Annotated in this window: 17 protein-coding genes; 9 read left to right on the top strand and 8 right to left on the bottom strand. The window is 49.6% G+C overall.

Annotated features, from left to right (window positions below):
• Window positions 1–20: 20 nt before the first annotated feature.
• From carB to ispH, 9 genes are all read left to right on the top strand, one after another.
• On the top strand, window positions 21–3,236 hold the full coding sequence (gene carB / locus HMPREF3022_RS10710) for a carbamoyl-phosphate synthase large subunit (RefSeq protein WP_070765635.1): 3,216 nt from the start codon (window positions 21–23) through the stop codon (window positions 3,234–3,236).
• 403 nt (window positions 3,237–3,639) lie between these two features.
• Window positions 3,640–5,319 carry a type IV-A pilus assembly ATPase PilB gene (gene pilB / locus HMPREF3022_RS10705; RefSeq protein ID WP_049331882.1) on the top strand — a complete coding sequence of 560 codons (1,680 nt, stop codon included), beginning with the start codon at window positions 3,640–3,642 and terminating at the stop codon, window positions 5,317–5,319.
• Between the two features lie 78 nt (window positions 5,320–5,397).
• On the top strand, window positions 5,398–6,639 hold the full coding sequence (locus HMPREF3022_RS10700) for a type II secretion system F family protein (RefSeq protein ID WP_004518865.1): 1,242 nt from the start codon (window positions 5,398–5,400) through the stop codon (window positions 6,637–6,639).
• Window position 6,640: 1 nt separating this feature from the next.
• A complete protein-coding gene (locus HMPREF3022_RS10695; protein WP_049331886.1) occupies window positions 6,641–7,528 on the top strand; it encodes a prepilin peptidase in 888 nt (295 codons plus the stop codon).
• Entirely contained in the window at window positions 7,528–8,148 is a 621-nt protein-coding gene (gene coaE, locus HMPREF3022_RS10690) for a dephospho-CoA kinase (protein ID WP_070765634.1), read from the top strand. The genes HMPREF3022_RS10695 and coaE overlap by 1 nt, the downstream gene beginning before the upstream one ends.
• Complete coding sequence (gene yacG, locus HMPREF3022_RS10685; protein ID WP_003682475.1) at window positions 8,145–8,327, top strand: DNA gyrase inhibitor YacG; 183 nt, start codon at window positions 8,145–8,147, stop codon at window positions 8,325–8,327. Before coaE ends, yacG begins: the two co-directional genes overlap by 4 nt.
• Window positions 8,328–8,408: 81 nt before the next feature.
• Window positions 8,409–9,308 (top strand): glycine--tRNA ligase subunit alpha, encoded by a 900-nt coding sequence (glyQ, locus tag HMPREF3022_RS10680; RefSeq protein WP_070765633.1) that lies wholly within the window; start codon window positions 8,409–8,411, stop codon window positions 9,306–9,308.
• A 147-nt stretch (window positions 9,309–9,455) separates the two neighbouring features.
• On the top strand, window positions 9,456–9,962 hold the full coding sequence (gene lspA, locus HMPREF3022_RS10675; RefSeq protein WP_070765632.1) for a signal peptidase II: 507 nt from the start codon (window positions 9,456–9,458) through the stop codon (window positions 9,960–9,962).
• 13 nt (window positions 9,963–9,975) lie between these two features.
• A complete protein-coding gene (gene ispH / locus HMPREF3022_RS10670) occupies window positions 9,976–10,944 on the top strand; it encodes a 4-hydroxy-3-methylbut-2-enyl diphosphate reductase (protein WP_070765631.1) in 969 nt (322 codons plus the stop codon).
• A gap of 121 nt (window positions 10,945–11,065) precedes the next feature.
• On the opposite strand, the gene ftsZ is transcribed toward ispH, so the two are convergent.
• The 8 genes from ftsZ to HMPREF3022_RS10630 form a co-directional block, all read right to left on the bottom strand.
• Window positions 11,066–12,265, bottom strand: coding sequence for a cell division protein FtsZ (gene ftsZ, locus HMPREF3022_RS10665; RefSeq protein WP_070765630.1), 1,200 nt, complete (start codon window positions 12,263–12,265; stop codon window positions 11,066–11,068).
• 252 nt (window positions 12,266–12,517) lie between these two features.
• Window positions 12,518–13,768 carry a cell division protein FtsA gene (gene ftsA / locus HMPREF3022_RS10660; protein ID WP_004518873.1) on the bottom strand — a complete coding sequence of 417 codons (1,251 nt, stop codon included), beginning with the start codon at window positions 13,766–13,768 and terminating at the stop codon, window positions 12,518–12,520.
• Between the two features lie 74 nt (window positions 13,769–13,842).
• On the bottom strand, window positions 13,843–14,562 hold the full coding sequence (locus HMPREF3022_RS10655; protein WP_049331910.1) for a cell division protein FtsQ/DivIB: 720 nt from the start codon (window positions 14,560–14,562) through the stop codon (window positions 13,843–13,845).
• On the bottom strand, window positions 14,552–15,466 hold the full coding sequence (locus tag HMPREF3022_RS10650; protein ID WP_070765629.1) for a D-alanine--D-alanine ligase: 915 nt from the start codon (window positions 15,464–15,466) through the stop codon (window positions 14,552–14,554). Before HMPREF3022_RS10650 ends, HMPREF3022_RS10655 begins: the two co-directional genes overlap by 11 nt.
• 88 nt (window positions 15,467–15,554) lie before the next feature.
• Complete coding sequence (gene murC, locus HMPREF3022_RS10645) at window positions 15,555–16,964, bottom strand: UDP-N-acetylmuramate--L-alanine ligase (protein ID WP_063069306.1); 1,410 nt, start codon at window positions 16,962–16,964, stop codon at window positions 15,555–15,557.
• A 165-nt stretch (window positions 16,965–17,129) separates the two neighbouring features.
• Window positions 17,130–18,197: an undecaprenyldiphospho-muramoylpentapeptide beta-N-acetylglucosaminyltransferase gene (murG, locus tag HMPREF3022_RS10640; protein ID WP_070765628.1), complete on the bottom strand. Its 1,068-nt coding sequence runs from the start codon at window positions 18,195–18,197 to the stop codon at window positions 17,130–17,132.
• Between the two features lie 4 nt (window positions 18,198–18,201).
• Window positions 18,202–19,464, bottom strand: coding sequence for a putative lipid II flippase FtsW (ftsW, locus tag HMPREF3022_RS10635; protein ID WP_070765627.1), 1,263 nt, complete (start codon window positions 19,462–19,464; stop codon window positions 18,202–18,204).
• A gap of 291 nt (window positions 19,465–19,755) precedes the next feature.
• Window positions 19,756–20,316, bottom strand: coding sequence for a L,D-transpeptidase family protein (locus HMPREF3022_RS10630; RefSeq protein ID WP_070765626.1), 561 nt, complete (start codon window positions 20,314–20,316; stop codon window positions 19,756–19,758).

Below are 20,316 nucleotides of genomic sequence, written 5' to 3'. Positions count from 1 at the left end.
AAATCATAGAGAGTCATAACATGCCTAAACGTACCGACCTAAAATCCATCCTTATCATCGGCGCCGGCCCTATCGTTATCGGTCAGGCCTGCGAATTTGACTATTCGGGCGCACAGGCCTGCAAAGCCTTGCGTGAAGAAGGCTATAAAGTCATTTTGGTAAACTCCAACCCCGCCACGATTATGACCGACCCTGAAATGGCGGATGTTACCTACATCGAGCCGATTATGTGGCAGACGGTAGAAAAAATTATCGCCAAGGAGCGACCTGATGCGATTCTGCCTACCATGGGCGGCCAGACTGCGCTGAACTGTGCGCTGGATTTGGCGCGCAACGGCGTGCTGGCGAAATACAACGTCGAGCTGATTGGCGCGACCGAAGACGCGATTGACAAGGCGGAAGACCGCGGCCGCTTTAAAGAAGCGATGGAAAAAATCGGTTTGTCTTGCCCGAAATCTTTTGTCTGCCACACCATGAACGAAGCTTTGGCAGCGCAAGAACAGGTCGGCTTCCCTACCCTGATTCGTCCTTCTTTCACGATGGGCGGTTCGGGCGGCGGCATTGCCTACAATAAAGACGAGTTTTTGGCGATTTGCGAACGTGGTTTTGATGCGTCGCCTACGCATGAATTGCTGATTGAGCAGTCCGTTCTCGGCTGGAAAGAGTACGAAATGGAAGTTGTACGCGATAAAAACGACAACTGCATCATTATTTGCTCGATTGAAAACTTCGACCCGATGGGCGTGCATACCGGCGACTCCATCACTGTTGCGCCTGCACAAACATTGACCGACAAAGAATACCAAATCATGCGTAATGCTTCGTTGGCAGTGTTGCGCGAAATCGGCGTGGATACCGGCGGCTCAAACGTTCAGTTTGCGGTAAACCCTGAAAACGGCGAGATGATTGTGATTGAGATGAACCCGCGCGTGAGCCGTTCGTCCGCGCTGGCTTCCAAAGCGACGGGCTTCCCGATTGCCAAAGTAGCGGCGAAACTGGCTGTCGGTTTTACGCTGGACGAGTTGCGCAACGACATCACCGGCGGCCGCACGCCCGCGTCGTTCGAGCCTTCCATCGACTATGTCGTGACCAAAATCCCGCGTTTTGCGTTTGAAAAATTCCCCGCCGCAGACGACCGCCTGACCACGCAAATGAAATCGGTGGGCGAAGTGATGGCGATGGGTCGCACCATTCAGGAAAGTTTCCAAAAAGCCCTGCGCGGCTTGGAAACCGGCTTGTGCGGCTTCAATCCGCGCAGCGAAGACAAAGCCGAAATCCGCCGCGAACTGGCCAACCCAGGCCCTGAGCGTATGCTGTTTGTAGCCGATGCGTTCCGCGCAGGCTTCACGCTGGAAGAAATCCACGAAATCTGCGCCATCGACCCTTGGTTCTTGGCGCAAATCGAAGACTTGGTGAAAGAAGAAAAATTGGTTTCAGACGGCCAGTTGCAAGACTTGGATTATGCCGCTTTACGCCGTCTAAAACGCAAAGGCTTCTCTGACAAACGTTTGGCACAATTGTTGAACGTAAGCGAAAAAGAAGTCCGCGAACACCGCTACGCGCTGAACCTGCATCCGGTTTACAAACGCGTCGACACCTGTGCCGCCGAGTTTGCTACCGAAACCGCCTACCTCTACTCCACTTACGAAGAAGAATGCGAATCCCATCCTTCCGACCGTAAAAAAGTGATGATTCTCGGCGGCGGCCCAAACCGTATCGGCCAAGGTATTGAATTTGACTACTGCTGCGTTCATGCCGCACTCGCCCTGCGCGAATCCGGTTTTGAAACCATCATGGTCAACTGCAACCCGGAAACCGTGTCCACCGACTTCGACACCAGCGACCGCCTGTACTTTGAGCCGCTGACCTTGGAAGACGTATTGGAAATCGTCCGCACTGAAAACCCATGGGGCGTGATTGTTCATTACGGCGGCCAAACCCCGCTCAAGCTGGCCAATGCCTTGGTGGCAAACGGCGTGAACATCATCGGCACATCTGCCGACAGCATCGACGCCGCCGAAGACCGCGAACGCTTCCAAAAAGTGTTGAACGACTTAGGTTTGCGCCAACCGCCCAACCGCATCGCCCACAACGAAGAAGAAGCCCTCGTTAAAGCCGAAGAAATCGGTTATCCGTTGGTTGTCCGTCCTTCTTACGTACTCGGCGGCCGCGCCATGCAGATTGTTCACTCTGCCGAAGAGTTGCAAAAATACATGCGCGAAGCCGTACAAGTTTCCGAAGACAGCCCAGTATTGCTCGACTTCTTCTTGAACAACGCCATCGAAGTGGACGTAGACTGCGTTTCAGACGGCCAAGATGTCGTGATCGGCGGCATCATGCAACACGTCGAACAAGCAGGTATCCACTCCGGCGACTCCGGCTGTTCATTGCCTCCATACTCTTTGGACGAAGAAATTCAAGACGAAATCCGCCGTCAAACCAAAGCCATGGCATATGCACTGGGCGTGGTCGGCTTGATGAACGTACAGTTTGCCGTACAAGACGGCGTGGTCTTCGTACTGGAAGTAAACCCACGCGCCAGCCGTACCGTACCGTTCGTATCCAAAGCCACCGGCGTACCGCTCGCCAAAGTCGGCGCACGCGTGATGGCAGGCATTTCGCTGAAAGAGCAAGGCGTAGAAAAAGAAGTCATTCCAGACTTCTACGCCGTTAAAGAAGCCGTGTTCCCATTCATCAAATTCCCGGGTGTGGACACCATTCTCGGCCCTGAAATGCGCTCTACCGGCGAAGTCATGGGCGTAGGCGCAAGCTTCGGCGAAGCATACTTCAAAGCCCAACTCGGCGCAGGCGAACGCTTGAGCACAACAGGCAAAGTGTTCCTCGCCGTACGCGACGAAGACAAACCGCTCATCGTCAAAACCGCACAAAACTTCCAAGCACTCGGCTACGGTGTCTGCGCCACTCGCGGTACCGCCGAATACTTGAAAGAACACGGCATCATCGTGCAAGCGGTCAACAAAGTGCAGGAAGGCCGCCCACACATCGTGGACGCAATTAAAAACGGCGAAATCGCACTGGTGGTCAACACTGTCGGCAGCACAGTGCAATCTGTTACCGACAGCCACAGCATCCGCCGCACCTCCCTCACCCAACGCGTACCGCAATACACCACCATCGCCGGCGGCGAAGCCATGAGCGAAGGCGCAAAAAGCCGCGAGCACTTGGGCGTGTACAGCGTACAGGAATTGCATGGCCGTCTGAAAAACAAAGCCTAATCAATCCTATCGGATTTAAATAGCTAAAAGGCCGTCTGAAACCTGATTGCTCAGTTTCAGACGGCCTTTTCATATTTCAAATTCCAACCGTCTGTCCATCAAAACAACCTTTTCTGCCATCTCCAAACAAGCAATAGCAACATGAAATATAATTTCGTTATTGATTGGATTCATACGACAAAATTGTTGTTTTTTCATCATAATCCAAAAATATCGAGTTTAACGCCTATTCTCCTTGCTTTATAATGGCCGTCTGAAATAAAAATACAATTAAAGCAGAAGCATGTCTTTGCAACTTAAGCAGATTTGCATAATTAAATATATGCTTTAATCATAATAATGATAAAATAATACGGCTTTCCTCTAAATTAAAGGGAAAACTGCACAAGAAACGGAAAATAAAATGAGTGTCGGATTATTGCGTGTTTTGGTTCAAAGCCAGACCATCTCAAATCAACAAGCGGAACATTACAACAACCTTTTACAATCAGGCAAAGAAATCCTGCCCAACCTGTTTTCAGACGGCATCATCTCCCCTAAAGCTTTGGGGGAGTTAGTTGCGCGCGTATTCAGCTATCCCCTTTTGGATTTGCACTACTACCCGCGCAATAATGTAGTCAGCGACATTCTGACGGAAGAGCAAATGGTGCAAAACCGTTGCATTCCGATTTTCAAACGCGGACGCAAGGTTTATTTCGCCGTATCCGATCCGACCCAAATCCAAAACTTTCAAAAAATCGCTTTTGCTTCAGGTTTAAGTGTCGACTTGGTAGTGGTTCCCGACGACCAGCTCAGCTCATTGCTGGAATGGCTGGGCCAACGTTCGACCACCATTCTGAAAGAAATCAACGACGAACATGAAGCAACGCAGCAATCTCAATCGCTTTATATCGATAACGAAGAAGCTGAAGACGGCCCTATTCCCCGTTTCATCCACAAAACCTTATCCGATGCCCTGAATGCGGGTGCATCGGACATCCACTTTGAATTCTACGAACAAATGGCGCGCGTCCGTTTCCGCGTGGACGGACAGTTGCGTGAAGTCGTACAGCCACCTGTCGCCGTGCGCGGCCAGCTGGCATCGCGCATCAAAGTGATGGCGCGTTTGGATATTTCCGAAAAACGTATTCCGCAAGACGGCAGAATTCAAATTGCCTTCCATAAACACGGCCGTCCGATTGACTTCCGTGTCAGCACGTTGCCGACATTGTTTGGCGAAAAAGTGGTAATGCGTATCCTAAATTCCGATGGTACATCGCTCAATATCGACCAGCTCGGTTTAGAGCCTTTCCAAAAAGAAATGCTGCTTGAGGCCATCAACCGCCCTTACGGCATGGTATTGGTTACCGGCCCGACAGGTTCGGGCAAAACCGTTTCTCTCTACACCTGTCTGAGTATTTTGAACACGGAAGATGTGAACATTTCGACGGCAGAAGATCCGGCCGAGATTAACCTGCCGGGCGTCAACCAAGTCAACGTCAATGAAAAACAAGGTCTGACGTTTGCCGCCGCACTCCGATCCTTCTTACGTCAAGATCCTGATATTATTATGGTCGGTGAGATTCGTGACTTAGAAACCGCCGACATCGCCATTAAAGCCGCTCAAACCGGCCACATGGTTTTCTCGACCTTGCATACCAATAATGCACCGGCCACACTGTCCCGCCTTTTGAACATGGGTGTTGCGCCTTTCAACATCGCCAGCTCGGTCAGCCTGATTATGGCGCAAAGGCTGTTGCGCAGACTGTGTCCAAACTGCAAACGCGAAGTTGAGCGCCCGCCGGTTCCGGCATTGAAAAAAGCCGGCTTTACCGATGCAGACTTGGCTCAAGATTGGAAACTCTACCGCCCGGTTGGCTGCGACAGCTGCCGCGGCAAAGGCTTTAAAGGCCGCGTCGGTATTTATGAAGTCATGCCGGTCAGCGATGAAATGCAAAAAGTCATTATGAACAACGGTACGGAAGTTGATATCATGAACATGGCCTATCAGGAAGGCATGGTAGACTTGCGTCGTGCCGGCCTCATGAAAGTCATGCAAGGCCTGACCTCGTTGGAAGAAGTGACTGCTCATACCAATGACTAAACTGCCATATTTTCAAAATTAAAATAAAGCGGTACGGGGAAACAGTCCGCTTTATTTCTTACAAACAAGGGATAACTCATGGCTCAAGCAGAGCAAAAAAGAAGTCTGTTCGGCTCAAGAAGCAAAGGCAAGCGTTTTACATTTGAAGGGAAAAATACCGAGACCGAACGTCTTGTTCGTGGTGAAGTAGTTGCCAAAGACGAAGAAGAAGCACGCAAAAAACTCCAACGCAGAGGCATTCGCCCTTTGCGTATCAGCAAAGTCAAAACCGCACGCAAACGCCGTATTACCCAAGAAGACATCACGGTGTTTACGCGCCAACTGGCAACGATGATGAAGGCAGGCTTGCCGCTGATGCAGGCTTTTGAAATCGTTGCGCGCGGCCACTCCAATCCGAGCATGACCGAAATGCTGATGCAGGTTCGTTCCGATGTAGAACAAGGCAGTGCATTGGGTAAATCATTCTCCAAATATCCAAAATATTTCGACCGTTTCTATTGCAATCTGGTCAGCGCAGGTGAGTCCGGCGGCGTATTGGAAAGCTTATTGGACAAACTGGCTGTCTATAAAGAAAAAACCCAAGCCATTAAGAAAAAGGTTAAAACCGCGCTGACCTACCCGATTGCTATTATCGTGGTGGCGATTGCGCTTATCTTCATCATGATGATGTTTGTGCTACCTGCCTTTAAAGAAGTTTATGCCAATATGGGTGCAGAGTTACCAAGCCTTACCCAACTTGTCATGAACTTGTCTGATTTATTCGTCGACTACGGCTGGATTATGATCATCCTTTTGATTGTTTCCGCCTTCGGCCTGTACAAACTCCATGAAAAATCGCCTACCTTCCAAAAACGAATCGATGCTCTGATTTTGAGACTGCCTGTTTTTGGCACCATCGTCCGAAAAGCGACCATCGCCCGTTGGGCGCGTACGACCTCCACCCTCTTCGCAGCCGGCGTTCCTTTGGTGGAAGTATTAGATTCAGTTGCAGGCGCATCCGGCAATATTCTCTATGAAGAAGCCACTCAAGACATTCGAGCCAAGGTAACCCAAGGCCTGTCGCTGACATCCAGTATGCAAAGTACAGATATGTTCCCCAACATGGTGATCCAAATGGCAGCCATCGGCGAAGAGTCAGGCTCTTTGGACGATATGCTGAACAAAGCAGCCGAATTCTATGAAGATGAAGTAGACAACTCCGTCTCCCGCTTATCTGCCTTGATGGAGCCTATCATCATGGTGGTATTGGGTTCGCTCATCGGTATCTTGCTGATTGCCATGTATCTGCCTCTGTTTAACTTGGGTAATGTCGTAGGTTGATATGCTTGATAGTATTTACTCTGCCATCGACGCCCTCTCCGTTCTTGCACCATTCGCTATTCCTTTAGCCGTTATTTTGGGATTACTGATTGGCAGCTTTCTGAACGTTGTCATTTATCGTACGCCGATAATGATGGAACGCGAATGGACACAATTTTCTAAAGAGCATTTGGGCATCGAGCTCACAGATGAAGAAAAACAGCCATTTAATCTGCGCAAACCGGATTCACGCTGCCCAAAATGCAAAAGCCCAGTCAAACTTTGGCACAACATCCCCATCCTCAGCTATGTTTTCCTGGGCGGAAAATGCCACTCCTGTAAAACCGCAATCGGCATACGCTATCCGCTGATTGAGCTGCTGACAGGTGTCTTATTCGGTATTGTCGCATGGCAATACGGCTGGTCATGGGCAACTATTGGCGGATTCATTCTGACTGCCATATTGATTGCGCTGACCTTTATCGATGCCGATACTCAATATTTACCCGACAGCCTGACTCAGCCCCTAATTTGGATCGGCCTGCTGTTTAATCTGAATGACACATTCGTACCCCTGCCTTCAGCCGTTTGGGGCGCAATCGCAGGCTATATGAGCCTTTATGCTTTATGCGCCGTCTATAAACTTCTGACCGGTAAAATCGGCATGGGCAATGGCGACTTCAAACTTTTGGCCGCGATCGGGGCATGGTTGGGCGTAGGAATTTTGCCTGTTCTGATCTTCATGGCTGCCTTGGTCGGACTGGTGGGCGCACTCATTGCCCGCGTCGGTAAAGGTCAATATTTTGCTTTTGGTCCCAGCCTTGCTGTAGCAGGATGGATTATTTTGGTTGCCAATGCACCTATTACCCAACTGGTACAATGGTGGCTCGTACAATCAGGATTCCGATAATGACATTATGGATAGGCTTGACCGGCGGTATCGGTAGCGGCAAATCATCTATCGCCCAAATGTTTGCCGAGCTTGGCGTACCCATTATCGATGCCGATGCCATCAGCCGCTCACTGACTGCGGAAAACGGCGAAGCGCTTCCAGCCATCCGCCAGTTTTTCGGCGATGAGGTTTTTGACAGCGAAGGCCGTCTGAATCGTACAGCTTTACGGGAAGAGGTTTTCAGACGGCCTCAATCAAAAAAACAACTGGAAAACCTGCTTCTGCCATTGATTTTAAACAAAATCCAACAGCAGAAACAACAACTTACCTCCTCTACTTACGGCATTGTCGATGTACCGCTTTTAATTGAGAATCCGGCATTTAAAGCGGAGACTGACCGCATTTTGGTTGTAGATGTTCCAGAGTCTGTCCAAATCGAACGCGTACACCAACGCAATGGTTTTTCAGAAGAACAAACGCGTCAAATCATGGCAACCCAAGCTTCTCGCTCTGACAGACTGCTTCATGCCGACGATGTATTGGACAATACCCATAGCTTGGAAGAAGCAAAAATCAAGGTTGCCCGTTTGCATCAATACTATCAATCCATTGCACAATCACTGAAAGAAACTGCATGACCGCTCCTGTTGTAAAATGTCCAACCTGCCACAAAGAAGTCGTTTGGAACACCGACAGCCCCTACCGCCCTTTCTGCAGCAAACGGTGTAAACTCATTGATTTAGGTGAATGGGCACAAGAAAAATACACCGTTTCTTCGGAAGACGACCCCTTTTCAGACCTATTGGACGGCAAATAAACTGCGCCGCTTCCTTCAGCCTATCCAAAACAGGCTCAAAACAGTAAAATACCCTCTTTATTCCAATCTATTCCATCCACCATGCTCACCTTCCAACAAATTATTTTCAAATTACAAAACTACTGGGCAGACAAAGGCTGCACCGTTATCCAACCTTTCGATATGGAAGTCGGTGCCGGTACTTCTCATCCAGCCACCTGCCTGCGTGCATTAGGTCCGGAGCCTTGGTTTGCCGCTTACGTTCAACCCAGCCGCCGCCCCAAAGACGGCCGCTATGGCGACAACCCCAACCGCCTGCAACACTACTATCAATTCCAAGTTGCGCTCAAACCTGCACCGGCCAATATTCAAGACCTCTACCTCGATTCCCTGCGCGAATTGGGTATCGACCCTAAAGTACACGACATCCGCTTTGTCGAAGACGACTGGGAAAACCCTACTCTCGGCGCTTGGGGCTTGGGTTGGGAAGTTTGGCTCAACGGCATGGAAGTAACCCAATTCACCTACTTCCAACAAGTTGGCGGTATCGACTGCTCCCCTGTACTCGGTGAAATCACCTATGGTATCGAGCGTCTCGCCATGTATCTGCAAAGCGTAGAAAACGTGTACGACCTCGTTTGGGCAAAAACCCTTGATGGCAACATCATCACTTACGGCGACGTTTATCATCAAAACGAAGTCGAACAATCCACCTACAACTTCGAATACAGCGATGCCGATTGGCTCTTGCGCCAATTCAACGACTATGAAGAACAAGCCAAACGCCTGCTTGCAGTTGAAGACACCAGTCTTGCCCTGCCTGCTTACGAGCTTGTACTCAAAGCCGGTCATACGTTCAACCTCTTGGATGCATGCGGTGCCATTTCCGTTACCGAACGCGCAACCTACATCGGCCGTATTCGTGCACTGAGCCGTATCGTTGCACAAAAATTCGTTGAAAGCCGCGAAAAACTGGGCTTCCCATTGCTTAAAAACCAATAAGCCCACACATGCTTACCACGCCGCCCTTTGATACATTCAAGTGGCGGCGTTTCTATTTTCAGACGGCCTAACGTCGATGCCATCGCAAACACTTCCAGCCTGCTTTCAGGTAAAATAAGTCCTTTATTACATAAACCGTCTGAAAACATGAGTTCATCCTCTTCTGCAAAAACGCCCTTTTTCTTACTTTCCCTCGTTGCTATCATTCTTGACCAACTGAGCAAATGGGAAATCTTGAAACACTTTACCGAAGGCGAACGCCTCAATATCATTCCAGACTTTTTTGACCTGACGCTTGCCTATAATCCAGGCGCGGCATTCAGCTTTTTGGCCGACCAAGGCGGCTGGCAAAAATTCTTCTTTTTAGGTCTGGCCGTCGTCATCAGCCTGTATTTGGCCCGTGCCATTTTGCGTGATGAGTTTGGCCTCTGGGGCAAACTGGGGGCGGCCATGATTATCGGCGGCGCGATTGGCAATGTGGTTGACCGTCTGATTCACGGCCACGTTGTCGATTTTCTGCTTTTCTATTGGCAAAACTGGTTCTACCCTGCATTTAACATTGCCGACAGTTTTATCTGCGTTGGCGCAGTTTGCTTGGTAATAGATGGATTGCTGCACAAAAAAACACCTTCAAATGACACAAAGGCCGTCTGAAAACGGAACACACATGACTCAAAAAACCATTATCCTTGCCAATCCCCGCGGCTTCTGTGCCGGTGTTGACCGTGCCATTAGCATTGTTGAACGTGCACTCGAAGAATACGGCGCACCCATTTACGTCCGCCATGAGGTCGTTCACAACAAATTCGTCGTGGATAATCTTCGGGCAAAAGGTGCTATATTTGTCGATAACTTGGCGGATGTCCCAAAAGGTGCCACACTGATTTACTCGGCTCACGGCGTATCCAAAGCCGTACAGGAAGAAGCGGCACAACGCGGTTTCCGCGTTTTTGATGCCACCTGCCCTTTGGTAACCAAAGTCCATAAAGAAGTAGCTCGCCTCGATGAACAAGATTACGAAATCATCATGATCGGCCACAAAGGCCACGTCGAAGTAGAAGGCACGATGGGACAGTTGCCCCCGGGTAAAATGTTTTTGGTTGAGACAGTGGAAGATGTGGCCGGACTGAACGTCAAAAATCCTGATAAGCTTGCCTACGTCAGCCAAACCACTTTATCGGTGGATGAAACCAAAGACATTATTGCGGCCTTAAATCAACGCTTCCCCAATATCCGCAATCCACACAAAGAAGACATCTGCTACGCCACAACCAACCGCCAAACTGCCGTTAAAGAATTGGCGGAAGAATGCGATCTCGTAATTGTTGTCGGCTCGCCCAACTCTTCCAACAGCAACCGCTTGCGTGAAGTAGCCGCATTGCGCGGAGTTGATGCCTATATGGTCGATAATGCTTCCTATCTGAAAAAAGAATGGTTTGAAAACAAAACCAAGGTCGGTGTAACTGCCGGTGCATCTGCGCCCGAAGTCTTAGTCCGAGAAGTCTTACAAACCATTCAAGATTGGGGACACGAGACCATACGCGAAGGAGAAGGCGCAGAAGAAAGCATTGTATTTGTCTTGCCCAAAGAGTTGCGTCGTGAAGGCGAAAACAAGCAAATCCTAAATAAAGGGTAAGTTTGTTATTTGCTTTATTTGAAAACTTAAGGCCGTCTGAAAACTTTCAGACGGCCTTAAGTTTATTCTGCTAATAAAAAAGACCCGCCTTTAAGGCAGGTCTTTTCATACATGATCCTGATTATTTCTCAGAAGTATGTTGCTGACGGCGCAAGATAGCTGGAATTTCAAAGTCATCCAGTACAGACTGGTTGCTGAAATCAGCAGCAGTCAGATTCATAGAACGGATATTGCGGTTGGTACGAACCAGGCTTTCAGCACTACTTTGGCTTTGAGCTTGAGGTGCTTCTTCCGCACCGCGTACCAATTGTTGGGTACGGGCAGCAGCACGCAGTTGGTTGTCAGTACCGTTTTCTTTCAAGCCGGTAGCAATAATGGTAATACGGATAGCGTCTTCGCTCATGCTCTCGTCTTCGGCAGCACCAAATTTGCATTCCACTTCAGGGTGTGCATTTTGGTTGACGATACGCATAATCTCGTTGAACTCAGACATTTTCAGGCAACCAGGAGCAGTGGTAATGTTTACCAATACACCGCGTGCGCCATCCAAAGTAACGTTATCCAAGAGCGGGCTGGAGATAGCTTGATCGGTAGCCAAACGGGCACGGGCGATACCTTGCGCGAAACCTGAACCCATCATGGCGATACCGCGATTGCTCATCACGGTTTTCACGTCGGCGAAGTCCAAGTTGATCATGTCGCTCGGGCAAGTCACCACTTCGGAAATACCGGCAACAGCATCACGCAGTACATTGTCGGCCGCACGGAAAGCTTCACGCATGGTCACGTCTTCGCCCAAGGCAGTCATCAATTTGTCGTTAGGGATAATAATCAGGGAATCGACACGCTCTTTGAGCTGATCCAAACCTGCTTGAGCGATATGTACGCGTTTGCCTTCGTAAGCAAACGGACGGGTTACAACCGCAACGGTCAGGATACCCATTTCTTTAGCGATTTCAGCCACAACAGGAGCAGAGCCGGTACCTGTACCGCCACCCATACCGGTCGTGATGAACAGCATGTTTGCACCACGGATAGCATCTTCGATGGCTTCACGATCTTCTTGAGCAGCGGCGCGGCCAATTTCAGGATTTGCACCGGCACCTAAACCGCGAGTCAGGTTTGTACCCAATTGAATGCGTTTAGCCGCATTGTTTTTAGCCAATGATTGCGCATCGGTATTGGCACTGATGAACTCAACACCATGAATAGTGTTGGCAACCATGTTGTTGATGGCATTACAGCCGCCACCACCCAAACCGATAACTTTAATAACAGCAGGGCTCGTTGCTGATTCTGCTACGTCGTAAACAAATTCCATTCAATAATCCTCCGCGCCCCGCTTTATAAGGACGGTTCAAAAATAACTCATTATCCGTATTATATAAGAAGTATCCAGATACTGGCAAAAATCTTCTTACCATTCGGCTGTCGGCGTTATATTTTTACTACATTTTTTAACAGAAAATATACAAGTTTTAAATTATCCACTTGGCAATTATTTAAAACCGTTTAATCCCACTTAAATATTCAGGACAAACGGTTGGTACACCGCCTGCCCTGAAAACTTTTATCAGAAATTGTCTCTGAAGAATCTTTGGATTTTTTCCCACAGACCCATTTTTTTGCCTGAATCATTCAGGGCAATCGCACCGGTTCGGCTGGTTTGCTCCCCCTCTTCGGCAGCATAGGCCGTCTGAAGCAGGCCAATCGCTGTTGAATAGCGTGGATTGCGGATACGCTCGGATACACCACCCATTTCTTGCGGCACACCGATACGGGCCGGCAGATTGAAGACTTCTTCAGCCAACTCAACAATACCGGTCAGCATAGAAGCACCACCGGTCAAAACGATACCGGAAGTCAACACTTCTTCAGGGAAACCAGAGCGGCGCAATTCGTTCAGCGTTAATTCCAAAATCTCTTCTACGCGCGGGCCGATGATTTCAGCCAATACACGGCGTGAAATTTGACGCGATTGACGGTCGCCAACGCTAGGAACTTCAATCATTTCATCCAAGCCGTCCATAGTCGGAATGGCAGCACCGTAATGGATTTTGATGTACTCGGCTGCACTGTGCGGCGTACGCAAGGCTTGTGCCAAGTCTTTGGTAATCAAATCGCCAGCAACAGGAATAACCGCGGTATGGCGGATTGCACCATTGGTATAAACCGCGATGTCGGTTGTACCGCCACCGATATCAATGACACACACACCCAAATCTTTTTCGTCTTCAGTCAAAACGGCGTGACCGCTTGCCAAAGGCTGAAGCATGATTTGATCCATTTGCAGGCCGCAACGTTGGATACATTTTTGGATATTTTGCAAAGCAGTGTTCGCACCGGTGATGATGTGTACACGGGTATCCAAACGCACGCCGCTCATGCCGATAGGCTCTTTCACACCGGGTTGGTTGTCGATGATGTACTCTTGAACCACGGTATGTAAAATATTGTGATCAGGCGGAATATTGATGGCTTTGGCAGTTTCGATGGCACGATCGATGTCGGCTTGCGATACTTCGCCATCTTTAATTTTTACTACGCCTTGTGAATTCAGGCTGCGGATATGGTTACCGGCAATACCGGTAACGACGTGGGAAATTTTGGTATCTGCCATCAGCTCGGCATCTTCTACCGCCTGACGAATGGCTTGTGCAGTGGCGTCAATGTTGGTCACCATACCTGCACGCAGGCCGCGTGAAGGGCTTTGACCCAAGCCAACAATGTGGATTTCGTTATCTTCCCGAATCTCACCGATTAAGGCGATGACCTTGGACGTACCAATGTCTAAGGCACTGATATATTTATTTTGTTGTTCCATAATTGCTCGTTCGCTATGTTGTCTGACTGACGGTTTGATTATTTTTGAAACAAGATTGCTTCACGTCTAATCGGCTATTCACTGTCGGAAGGATTTTCAGACGGCCTGTAACGGACTGAAAAACCATCCTTATAACGCATATCGACATACTCGATACGACTTTGTTTTTTACGCAGCAGTGATGGCCAAATCTGGGCAAACTGCTGCAAACGTTTGATTTCGTTTTCACGCCCCAAACGCACGGTAATGCCGTTGTTCAATACAAGCAGCCATGCCGAACGCGGCGTGTAGATCAATTCTTTGATGGTCAGTTTCAACGGACTCAAAATACCGGAAAAGTCCGCATAATGTTTGACCATGTCTTTGCCTGTCCCCTGCTGCCCTTCAAATATAGGCAGGTCCTGTTTCAGACTTGCGGCAAACACATTGCCCTTACTGTCCACCAAGCCGCCAGCGCGCCAGTGTGCAACCGGCACACGCTCGGTCAGGATAATTTCCACAGTTTCCGGAAAACGGCGGCGTACCATTGCCGAGTCAATCCAAGGCAATTCCTGAAAAGCGGCCTGCGCCGAATCAATATCGGCGCGGAACATATTACCCCTGATATGCTCTCGTGCAACGGTTTGCAATTCTTTGCCGGAAGCATATTTCAGCTTACCCTGAATGGCAATCTGTTTCACTGGGAAATATTTTGAATTGTAAAGCCAAGCTATGCCCGAACCTATCAGTAGAAAGGTCATCAGCACCAATAGCCGGCGGGTCAGCCGACCCAGTGCGCCTGCATCATCCCACATGAGCGGTCTTCAAAATCTCAATACATAAATCAGCAAAATCCAAGCCGGTATGGCCTGCAGATTTTGGCACCAAACTGTGGCTGGTCATACCGGGCAAGGTATTGATTTCCAAGAGATACAGTTTACCGTCCGTATCTTTCAGAAAATCCACGCGCGAACAGCCGTCCGCACCAATTGCCTGCGCGCCACGCACGGCCAGTTCGCGCATCAGGTTTTCCTCATCCTCGCTCAAATCTTCCGACGGACATTGATAAACCGTATCGTCGCGGTTGTATTTAGCCTCGTAGTCGTAAAACTCGGTAGCTGGAATAATATGAATGCTCGGCAGGCCTTTGCCGTTCAATACCGGGCAAGAATACTCGCCGCCGCCGATAAAGCGTTCGGCAATGATTTCGCCCTGCAAATGTTTCAATTCTTCGTAAACGCTTTTCAGACGGCCTTTTTCTTTTACTTTTACCACGCCGACGCTGCTGCCTTCTGAGGCAGGTTTCACAAACATCGGCAGGCCTAATTTTTCCTCAACAGCATCAAAGTCGCTGTCGTCATGCAATACGGCAAATTCAGGGACAGGCAAGCCCACGGCCTGCCAAATCAGTTTGCAACGGTATTTGTCCATACCCAGCGCGGAAGCGGCCACACCGCTGCCGGTATAAGGAATACCCATCAGTTCCAACGCGCCTTGAATCGCGCCATCTTCGCCGAAAGTGCCGTGCAAAATATTGAAGGCTGTCTGAAACCCTTGGGTTTTCAATTCAGACAACGGGGTTTCTTTGGGGTCGAACGCATGGGCATCGACGCCTTTGCTTTTCAAGGCAGCCAAGATAGCGGCGCCGCTGTCCAGAGAAACTTCGCGCTCGCTGGAGAAGCCACCCATCAACACGGCCACTTTGCCAAAATTCTGCATAATTTCTACTTTCTTAAATACTGATACAGGCCGTCTGAAATATTGTTCAGACGACCTATCTGTCCTCAAAGGCCAATATGCCTGTTTATTATGATTGTTTCGACAATTCCACCAATGCAGACGGAACTCGGTTGATGCTGCCGGCACCCATATTCAGAACGACATCGCCGTCCTGCAAAACATTCAGCAACATTTGCGGCAGGTCGGCAACGTTTTCGCAGTAAATTGGCTCAAGTTTGCCCAATACGCGGATGGCGCGTGCCAGAGCGCGGGAATCGGCTGCGGCAATCGGCTCTTCGCCTGCGGCATAAACTTCGGTCAACACCAGCGCATCAACGGTATTGAGGACTTTGGTGAAATCTTCGAACAAATCACGTGTGCGGGTATAGCGGTGTGGTTGGAAAGCCAAGACCAAACGTTTTTCAGGGTATGCGCCGCGTGCGGCGGCCAGAGTTGCCGCCATTTCGACAGGATGGTGGCCATAATCGTCCACCAGCAAAGCGGTTCCGCCGTTTGGTAATTTAATGTCGCCATATTTTTGGAAGCGACGGCCGACACCTTCAAAGCCGAGCAAGCCTTTTTGAATGGCTTCAACCGATGCACCAACTTCCAGCGCAACGCCGATAGCTGCCAATGCATTGAGGACGTTGTGGCGGCCAGGCATATTCAAAACAACCTCAAACGGCTCTTGCTCATGTCCTTTCATTTGAACATGAACGGTAAATTTCATTTGCGCGCCGATGTTTTCAATATCGGTTGCGTAGATATCGGCAGTATCGTCCAAGCCGTAAGTAGCATAAGGTTTACTCACTTTGGGCAAAATCGCGCGGACGTGTTCGCTGTCGATACACAAAAAGGCCTTACCGTAAAACGGCATACGGTGGATGAAGTCCACAAACGCCTGATGCAGTTTCTCAACGCTGTGTCCGTAAGTGTCCATATGGTCTTCGTCGATATTGGTCACGACGGACATAATCGGCGTCAGATACAGGAAAGAGGCATCGGATTCGTCGGCTTCGGCAACAATGTATTCACCTTTACCCAAACGGGCGTTGGTACCTGCGGCGTTGAGCTTGCCGCCGATAACGAAAGTCGGGTCAAGACCTGCTGCACCGAGAATAGAAGCGGTCAGGCTGGTGGTTGTGGTTTTACCGTGCGTACCGGCAATGGCGATACCATCACGGAAGCGCATCAATTCTGCCAACATCAACGCGCGCGGAATGACGGGGATTTGCTGTTCCAGCGCGGCAACAACCTCAGGATTGTCTTTTTTAACCGCAGTAGAGGTAACAACCACGTCGGCGCCATTGACGTGTTCGGCAGTATGACCTGGGTAAACTTGGATGCCGAGAGCGCTCAAATGCTCAGTAACGGCATTACGCGCCTGATCCGAACCGGAAACTTTAAAGCCCAAATTGTGTAAAACTTCGGCAATACCGCTCATGCCGACGCCGCCGATTCCGACAAAATGGATGTTGGTCACTCGATTTTTCATCATAACGTTGCGTTCCGGTTGGTTTTTAGTACGTAAAGGCGTTATTTTAAAGGGCTATCCGCTTCTGCGCTATGCTTTTATTGTAAAGGAATTTTAACAAAAGCAATAAAGGCCGTCTGAAACGCCGTTAATTAACTTTTCAGACGGCCTTGAACAAAGTCTGCCTGCTTATTCGGTACAAGATATGGCAATTTCCGCCACATCGTCCGCACTGTGCGGTAACGCCAAGGTACGGGCATTTTTCGCCCATTTCAGGCATTTTTCACGGTTCAAACCGCCGAGGATTTCGGCCAGTTTTTCTGCCGTCAGTTGGGTTTGCGGTAGCAGCAAACCAGCTTCGGCTTGCACCATAAAGCGCGCATTAGCTGTTTGATGGTCGTCCACCGCGTGCGGATACGGCACCAGCAATGCACCCAAACCGGCAGCCGTCAATTCGGCAATCGTCAGCGCGCCGGCACGGCAAATCACCAAATCGGCATCACGATAGGCGGATACCATATCGGTAATAAATTCGACGCACTCGGCCTGCACACCCAACGCATCGTAATCCGCCTGTAGGTTGCCCAATTTATTGCGGCCTGACTGATGATACATTTGCGGACGGGCCTCCTCAGGCAATAATGCCAAAGCCTGCGGAACGGTTTTGTTCAACACATCCGCACCCAAACTGCCTCCCACCACCAAAACTTTCAGACGGCCTTGACGGTTTTCAAAGCGTTCTTCGGGAACAGGCAATGCCGCAATATCGGCACGGACAGGGTTACCCACCAATCCGCCTTCATGTTGAAAGGCTTTGGGGAAAGCATACAGAACACGTTTTGCCCAACGCGACAGTTGGCGGTTGGACAAACCGGCTACGGCGTTTTGCTCGTGAATCACAATCGGCACCCCGGAAATTTTTGCCGCCAAGCCACCGGGGAAAGTAACGAAACCGCCAAAACCGATAACGCACTCGACACGGTGTTTCTTAATAATCTGCTGCGCCGCGCGGACGGTTTTATACAGCGTAAACGGCAACATCAGCTTGCGCTTGATACCATTGCCGCGGATACCTTTAATGGCCAGCGTTTCCAAGCGTATGCCGTATTGCGGCACGATACGCTCTTCCATCGAATCCTGACTGCCCAGCCAAATCACATGATGGCCGCGCTTTTGCAGCGACTCGGCAACCGCCAATGCAGGGAAAATATGACCGCCCGTACCGCCAGCCATCAGCATAAAAGTTTTACCGCTCATGGTTTTACTCCACCGAATAACCGCGCATTTTTTGGCGGTTTTCATAATCAATGCGCAATAACAAAGTAATGCACACCAGCATGATAAAGACAGCCGAACCGCCGTAAGACATAAACGGCAAAGTCAGGCCTTTAGTGGGCAGGATACCGATGTTTACACCGATATTGAAGAAACTTTGAATACCAATCCAAATGCCGATGCCGTTGGCGATGTACGCGCTGAACATCAAGCCCGAATCACGCGCCTGTTTGCCAATGGAAAACGCGCGCCACACCAGCCAGCCGTAGCAGAACACCAAAACCAGCATCCCTAAAAAGCCGAATTCTTCGCCGATGACGGCAAAAATAAAGTCCGTGTGCGCTTCCGGCAGATAGAAACGTTTTTCCAAACTTGCGCCCAAACCCTCGCCAAACCAGCTGCCGCGCGCAATCGCCATCAAGGAATGCGTCAGCTGATAGCCTTTACCCAAAGGATCGCTCCAAGGGTCCAAAAACGCCGCTACACGCGCCATACGGTAAGGTGCAGCCAAAATCAATAAGCCCATACCGCTCACAACGGTCGCCACCAATACGGCAAAATACTTCCACGGAAAACCTGCCAAAAACAGCATACCCATGGTAATCACGACAATCACGACAAATGAGCCAAAGTCCGGCTGACCCATAATCAAAACCAAACCGACCGCCACCAACATAATCGGCAGAATCAAGGTCTTAAACTTGCGGAAGCGTTCCTTTACCCTTACCCAAGCTTCACTTTTAAAAGGGCTGCACACCAAATCGCTAATACCGGTAAACAAAGACGACCAACCCAAAGAATCCAAATCGCGCAACATTTCTTCACGGCGCGTAAACAGGCTGGACAAGTACAAGACCGTCGCCAATTTGAAAAATTCAGTCGGTTGCAGGTTGAGCGGTCCGATATGAATCCAGCGCGTCGCGCCGTTAATCTCGCGGCCGACAAACAAAACCAGCAGCAATAGCAAACCTGAAACAGCAAAATAAAACGGAATAATCCGCCGCCAGAAGCTCATCTTGAGCAGGAAAAGCGGCAAGCATATGGCCACCGTAAACAGGATAAACATTGCCTGCTTAGACACAAAAGAAAACTGGCTGCCCCCTTCCGATGCCGCATACGCAATAGAAGCCGAATAAATCATAATCAGGCTGAAGACCGTCATTAAGACGACCATCCACAAGAGAGAAACATCAAACTTCCGACCATCGCGCGCAATCGGCCGGTCAAGCATTTTGGAAAGACTAATCATGAAAACATCCGTAACGGCTTGAATAAAATATTCAGACGGCCTGCAAATGGGCAAGAGGCCGTCTGAAAAAATGAATTAACGTTATTTTAAAGGTTTATTTCCAAACCAACAATTCAGAATCTACGGTTCAAAAAAGAGAAAGTGTGTTGACCTGTCCTTAGGAAGGATTGGCGGCTTATTTTAGATAAAAATCCCAGTATCAAGTCCCCTGCCCTGTCGAGCTTTTCAGACGGCATGATAAGCAATCAACTACCCGTTACAACCGCCCCATCACTTCAACAGGCATAAAACCTACGGCAGAATCTCAATTTCCGCGTTGTGTTTTACGCTGCGGTAGAGTTCGTCGACTTCTTCGTCTGTTACCGCGATGCAGCCGTCGGTCCAGTCTCTTTGCAGGTGTTTTTTACCGATAAAACCCCAGCCGTTTTTCATGCCGTGGATTTTAATCAGCCCGCCCGGGCTTTTGCCTTGTGCCGCCGCGTAGGCTTTGTCGGCTTCGTTGGGGTAGGAAACGCCGAGGTTTTTATGGTAGCCGCTATTGGGATTACGCTCATTGATGCGGTATTTTCCTTCGGGCGTTTTGCCGTCGCCTTCAAACTGTTTATGCCCGACCGGTTGCTTGCCCAACGAAATGGGATAGATTTTCAGCAGCCTGCCTTGCGAGTAGGCCGACATGGTGCGCTTACTTTTATGCACTACCAATCTGTCGATAACCGCATCTTCAGGTAACGGCGCTTCACTTGGCATAGTAACGGTTGTCGTGGAACGAATCGGCGCGGCAAACCAAAACACCAAAGCGGCGACAGCCGAAAGCACGACTGCCAACAAGCCGATTTTCAACCCGACTTTCAT

Source organism: Neisseria sp. HMSC065C04, from assembly GCF_001815375.1.
GTDB lineage: Bacteria > Pseudomonadota > Gammaproteobacteria > Burkholderiales > Neisseriaceae > Neisseria > Neisseria flavescens_D.
This window is presented reverse-complemented; position numbering and strand designations above follow the sequence as displayed.